Source organism: Endozoicomonas atrinae (assembly GCF_001647025.1).
GTDB classification, from domain to species: domain Bacteria; phylum Pseudomonadota; class Gammaproteobacteria; order Pseudomonadales; family Endozoicomonadaceae; genus Endozoicomonas; species Endozoicomonas atrinae.
On record NZ_LUKQ02000303.1, the window covers coordinates 1 to 5,603 of the forward strand.

Annotated in this window: 4 protein-coding genes and 1 pseudogene; 1 reads left to right on the forward strand and 4 read right to left on the reverse strand. The window is 53.0% G+C overall.

Translation table 11 applies throughout. The annotated features are described in order from the left end of the window. Positions 1-84: 84 nt before the first annotated feature. The 3 genes from AK963_RS24830 to AK963_RS24840 all read right to left on the reverse strand — a co-directional run bounded on the left by AK963_RS24830 (position 85) and on the right by AK963_RS24840 (position 5,096). The gene (locus tag AK963_RS24830) at positions 85-1,101 is read right to left on the reverse strand and encodes a DUF1186 domain-containing protein (RefSeq protein WP_066018075.1); all 1,017 of its coding nucleotides are present in this window, start codon (positions 1,099-1,101) and stop codon (positions 85-87) included. A gap of 100 nt (positions 1,102-1,201) precedes the next feature. Beyond that, a complete protein-coding gene (locus tag AK963_RS24835; RefSeq protein ID WP_066018076.1) occupies positions 1,202-4,813 on the reverse strand; it encodes a DEAD/DEAH box helicase in 3,612 nt (1,203 codons plus the stop codon). 94 nt (positions 4,814-4,907) lie between these two features. Beyond that, positions 4,908-5,096 (reverse strand): hypothetical protein, encoded by a 189-nt coding sequence (locus AK963_RS24840; RefSeq protein ID WP_139117643.1) that lies wholly within the window; start codon positions 5,094-5,096, stop codon positions 4,908-4,910. Positions 5,097-5,286: 190 nt separating this feature from the next. Here AK963_RS24840 and AK963_RS33580 point away from each other — a divergent pair, with 190 nt between their 5' ends. Continuing rightward, positions 5,287-5,424 (forward strand): hypothetical protein, encoded by a 138-nt coding sequence (locus AK963_RS33580; protein ID WP_175404633.1) that lies wholly within the window; start codon positions 5,287-5,289, stop codon positions 5,422-5,424. On the opposite strand, the pseudogene AK963_RS35890 reads toward AK963_RS33580, so the two are convergent. Beyond that, a pseudogene (locus AK963_RS35890) lies at positions 5,414-5,603 on the reverse strand (IS630 family transposase); the annotation flags it as partial. The gene AK963_RS33580 and the pseudogene AK963_RS35890 sit on opposite strands and share 11 nt — an antisense overlap.

Consider the following 5,603-nt stretch of genomic DNA (forward strand, 5'->3'; position numbering starts at 1 on the left):
ACCATTCGCACCGGAGTTAAACAGCTCAGAAAGGCTATGGGAGTGGATGCGGGAGCATGACTTATCAAACAAAGCATTTTCAGGTTATGAAAATATTGTAGATTGTTGCTGTGAAGCTTGGAATAACCTTTGCAGCGAAGCTGGTCGACTGTTCAGTCTGTGCTCCCGTGATTGGGCAGTTATACAGTAGTTAGAAAATTCAATTGGTATAACTTGAGGATTGGGTTCCCTGGCTGGCCATGGCCTTGTCACACACTGAACATTCTCTGGCTCTGCACTGCTTCCGACAGGTGCTCTACCGACAGGCTTCTCCTGAGGCTGACTGCTGTTAAAGCTGGCCCAGCCTTCCAGCTCGGCCACACAGTCATCAATCAGGGCAAAGCTCTCATAGGAAGGAAACCGCAGGTCACCGGGGTGCTCCTGTAACGCATGACTTAACCGATCCCTGCCCATAAATGAATCGGTCAGTAATCCTCTGCCAAACACATCCAAAACGGTAACTTCCAGCTCAGCAGTGCCTGCGATGATGCAGTTAGAGACCAGTCCGTCCCAGACCGGGTTGCGCTGGCGCTCAAGCCCACCATTCAACAGCTGTCCGAAGTAACTGACCAGTGCCTCACGTGGCAAAAAACCATGAAAAACCAGAAGCGTCAGGCAGGTTAAACAGGACGATCGAACGTAAGGATGTGACGCCTCATTTTCAATGACTTGCTTCAGCGGCTCGACACTGCAACCGCTACCGGTTCCACTTTCACCGTTTTCCTCACCGGCCATCACCGATGCCAGTATTCGTGCCAGGCTCTCACTGACAACATAACCGAGCAGTCGATTTACCGTCCCGGGGCTGGCAGACACTATCCGCAACATCACCGGCAATGCCTTTGATGCACGGAACTGAGCCAGCAGGTAAAAGGCAAAAAAGACCAGATCCACGCGCTGGGCTTCGGGTATCTCATCCCCCTGACCGGCAACGTGTTCCAGATATTCAAGCAAGCGCGGAATCAATTCTGTCCGCTGCTCATTGGCCGCCAGCAGTGCTTCTCTGGGCAGCTCACCCATCACATGGTTTGATAACCGGTTGATAACATCGTCAATGGTCACGGGTACTCATCCTGTCTCTTGTCGCTATTTTTTTATAAGCATAGCGTTTTACAGGCGCTAAGCAGCCGCAGAATCCCCAACATCAGGATCGGTGGTCAGTCTACAAGGCAACCAGCGCCTTCAACTCGGCATCCGACAGGTCTGTCAACCATTGTTCACCACTGGCCACCGTCAAATCGGCCAGTTCCTTTTTACTCTGAATCATGGCATCAATCTTTTCTTCGAAGGTGTTTTCGGTGATTAACCGGTGCACCTGGACATTGCGCTTCTGGCCGATCCGGTAGGCGCGGTCGGTTGCCTGGGCTTCGACAGCCGGGTTCCACCAGAGATCATAATGAATCACCTGACTGGCGGCGGTCAGGTTAAGGCCGGTGCCACCGGCTTTTAATGAAAGAATCATCCCCCGTGTACGGAAATCGTTCTGGAATTTATCCACCAGATCATCGCGCTTTTTACGGGAAAGCCCACCGTGGAGGAATGGAATGTTCAGCCCGAGCTCGCGCTGCAGAGCGTCCATCAGCAGATTACCCATGGTTGTATACTGGGTAAAAATCAGCACCTTCTCTTCGGCCGCCATGGCTTCACGCATGATCTCGATAAAGGTGGCGAGTTTGCCCGACTCACTGACCACTGACTGCGGATGGTTTAAAAACTGTGCCGGTGAATTGCAGATCTGCTTAAGCGCATTCAGCAGCTTGAATATAATCCCTTTGCGTTCAATGCCCTCGTCGGCGGAGTCCAGGTCTTCCATAATCGAGTCAACAGTACTCTGGTAAAGCGAAGCCTGTTCCTTACTCAAGGCGCAGTAACGGTTGCTTTCTACCTTGTCGGGCAGATCACTGATGATGGTTTTGTCGGTTTTCAGACGACGAAGGATAAATGGACCGGTGAGCTTCCGGAACTTATCCAGGGCCGCCTGATCCCGGTCTTTTTCGATGGGCAAGGCGAACTCTTCGGTAAATTTCTTTTGCGTTCCCAGGTAGCTTTTGTTGGTAAAGTCAAACAGGCTCCAGTACTCCCGCAGCCGGTTTTCTACCGGTGTACCACTCATGCCAATACGAATATCCGCCTTCAGCTTTTTTATCGCTTTCGTCTGCTGGCTGGTTGGGTTCTTGATATTCTGCGCCTCATCAATCACGAGTGTTCGCCAGTTCACCTTGCCAAGACGTGCAGCATCCGAACGGGCCAGGCCATAACTGGTCAGGATAATATCGTGGTCACCGTCGTTCAGCGCCCGCTGGCTGCCATGATAAACCTGGGCGTTGAGGGAAGGAGCAAACCGCTCGATCTCCTTGCGCCAGTTGGTCAATAGCGAGGTGGGCGCCACCACCAGTGCTTTGCGTTCTTCCAGCTGACCGGTCACCTGCTGGTGTAACAGAAACGAGATCACCTGCAGGGTTTTACCCAACCCCATATCATCGGCAATCAGCGAGCCAAAACCGATACGGGCATTCTGCGCCAGCCACTCGAAGCCTCGCTGCTGGTAGGGCCTCAGCCGGGCATTCAGCCCGGTTGGTAACGGCGTAGGCTCACTGCTCAGCAACTGGTCAAACAGCGCCCTGGCGCTGTCCCCCAGGTCGACAGCTGCCCCGTCCAGCTCACCGGTAAGACCGGCCCGCAGTAACTCAATACGGGAGAGCGATTCCGGCAGGGCACTCAGTTTTTTCAACAGTCCCTGCAGTCGGGCGTTATCCAGCATGACGTACTGATCCAGCATTTTAACCAGCCCCGATGCGTTTTCCACCAGCTCGGCAAAGGCTTCGGCAGAAACCCGTTTATCGCCCACCGCCACCTGCCAGTTAAAGTGCAACAGCTGATCCAGGTTCAGGTAACTGACGGGTTTGCCACTGTCATTACCGGACAGGGAGAGGCTCAGCTGTGGATAGGCCAGATTCCGCAGCCCCTTGGGCAACACCAGCTGGATACCCAGCATTTGCAACGCTGGCAGCGTCTGTAATAACACCGGTGTAAACTCGGCCAGGGAATAGACCAGCGACCGGTCACCGTCCTGTTGATACAAACGCTCAATATCCGGCAGATAATCCGCCAGCAGGGCCAGATCGGTTAATGCGCTCATCCGCACATCCGACAACCGGTCATTGCCCAGCAAGTCAGAGAGCTGCGTCAGCTGCCCCTGTTGCTCAACCTGCACTTCCACCGATAAGGCGTCATCAATACCATTCTGCATCTCATGAACCACCAGATGCAGGCGGTGCTTTCGCTCGCCCAGGTAAAGCCGGTGTAACCAGTCCCGCATCACCCGTGGATACTGCTGGTTTTCAAACCGGTCAAAGCGACAGGGCTCATTGGCAAAAAACAGGCACGCAATGTCGTCCACCGCCAGATTGCCTGACGACTGTTGCAAAGCACGCTGGGTAATCTGGCTGATCAGCCAGTGAAGGGCGGTATCCACCTGGGTCTGCCCATCGGCAAACCACTCAACCGGTTTTTTCCTGCGCGGGGGCGTATGCGACAGCGTCACCAGATCCGGTGGGCAGAGATCGTATAATGGCAACATCAACGCCTTGACCGGTTCACTGAGTAACGCCGGTTGATAACGGATCAGGGTAAAGTCCCCCGAGTCCTGATAAACACCGGGCATATAGGCCTGCCCGGCCACCAGCCGCAACGCCAGCCGGTAAAGCTGGAGCCACATCAGGGCATGATGATAATGGCGACTGGTTTCCGGGCTCTGGCTGACCTGCAGCCTGCCCAGTAACGCGAACCAGTCGGCCCCACTCTGGGGCTGATCAGCACCACTGCCGGTATCTGCCATGACAAAACGCCCGGATTCATCCACCACCAGGCGGAGTCGGTCAAACTGGCTGATATTAACCCCGGATGCCTGATCGTCGGCAGGTGCCTCCTTCGTTTTTGCCCTGCCCCGGGTTCCGCGTTTGAACGGCACCACTTTTGCGGATGCAGAATGTGCGGATACCGGATTAAGCAGTTTATCCGCATTTCCCGATAATTTGGCCGCACGCTTATAGATGCCCGCCATGATCTGTCGGAAGTCTTTATCATGAAACAGCGGCTGAGGCGTCAGAATACTGAAAATACGGTCACCCAGCGGCTCGATGGTGGTCAGGTCGAACTGTTCAAACGCCGGTGTTTCAGGAATAACCCAGTGCTCAACCACCGGCTCAGCCTGCCAGTCGTCCAGTACCCGGGGCAGATTATCGAGATTGGCCAGGTTCAGGCCGGACGCTTTCTCAATGGCTTTGGGCAAATCCATGGCCCGCAGCCGGAACACCAGGAACGGGTCCTTATCAATTTCATTGGCAATCAGGTAAATTACAGCGGCAATGTGTTTGCAGGGCATGGCCCAGTCCGGGCAGGAGCAGCGGGCATTCATATCCTTCCAGCTGGCAGGAAACACAGGAATCTTCTGTTCTTTCAGCAGGGTCAGCGTCTGCTCAGGCAGTTGTCGGCTTAACAGTCGAGCCAGTACCGCCGGATTCTGGCTAATAGTGGCAATAATCCTCTTATGGGCACTGGCGGAAAAGGCCGGTAACCGAACCTCTACCTTATACGGTGTTCTTCTGCGCCCCTGCACATCCGCCTCAGCCCCGGTGCCAGACACATCAATCCTGCGCACAGAACCATTCCCGGCGTAACTTCGCCCACGGGGCAGCCGGTTACTGTAATCGATCCCGTTAAACGCTTCGAGCCACTGCTCCCCCCACCAGGTTTTTCCGTATTTCGCTGCCATGAGTCTGGTTGCCTGAACACTGTATGAAGACAGAAATCATCGTTTACAGTGCGCCTGGTGTCCAGCCTTAGCCTCTCACGTGTTGAAGGGAACGTTATTCGATATAATCAAGCACCAATAACTCTTTCTTCTTCCTGCTGGACGCAGAAGCCTTCACCGGTTGTATACCGGCTTCACAGGCTTCCTTATAAACCGCTTCCGCATAAAGTGCCCGGTTGTTAGAGTTATTGGCAAGGTTCTGCTCATTCAACCAACGCAGCAACGGTTTGGTGGGTATGATCACCACGACACTTCGTATACGGAGGTAATTCTTTTGGCATAAGGCTATCTTTTAGCTGGACCTAAAGCTCCTCTACTAGTTTCCAATTATGTGTTGCAATGGAACTGTTTTAAACTTGGAATCGAAAATGTTAAAGTGTTATGGTATTTGACGCTGTAAAACAGCACTGATAACACAAGGAAACTATAAGAATATGAAGAAAACAGTTCTAGCCATGGTAATGGCAGCCATCGCACCTTTCTCTCATTTAGCCTTTGCCAGTGAGGCTTATGTTGGTGTGAATTATACAGCAGTCGATTTATACCAATTGAATTTTCTAACTACTGTATAACTGCCCAATCACGGGAGCACAGACTGAACAGTCGACCAGCTTCGCTGCAAAGGTTATTCCAAGCTTCACAGCAACAATCTACAATATTTTCATAACCTGAAAATGCTTTGTTTGATAAGTCATGCTCCCGCATCCACTCCCATAGCCTTTCTGAGCTGTTTAACTCCGGTGCGAATGGT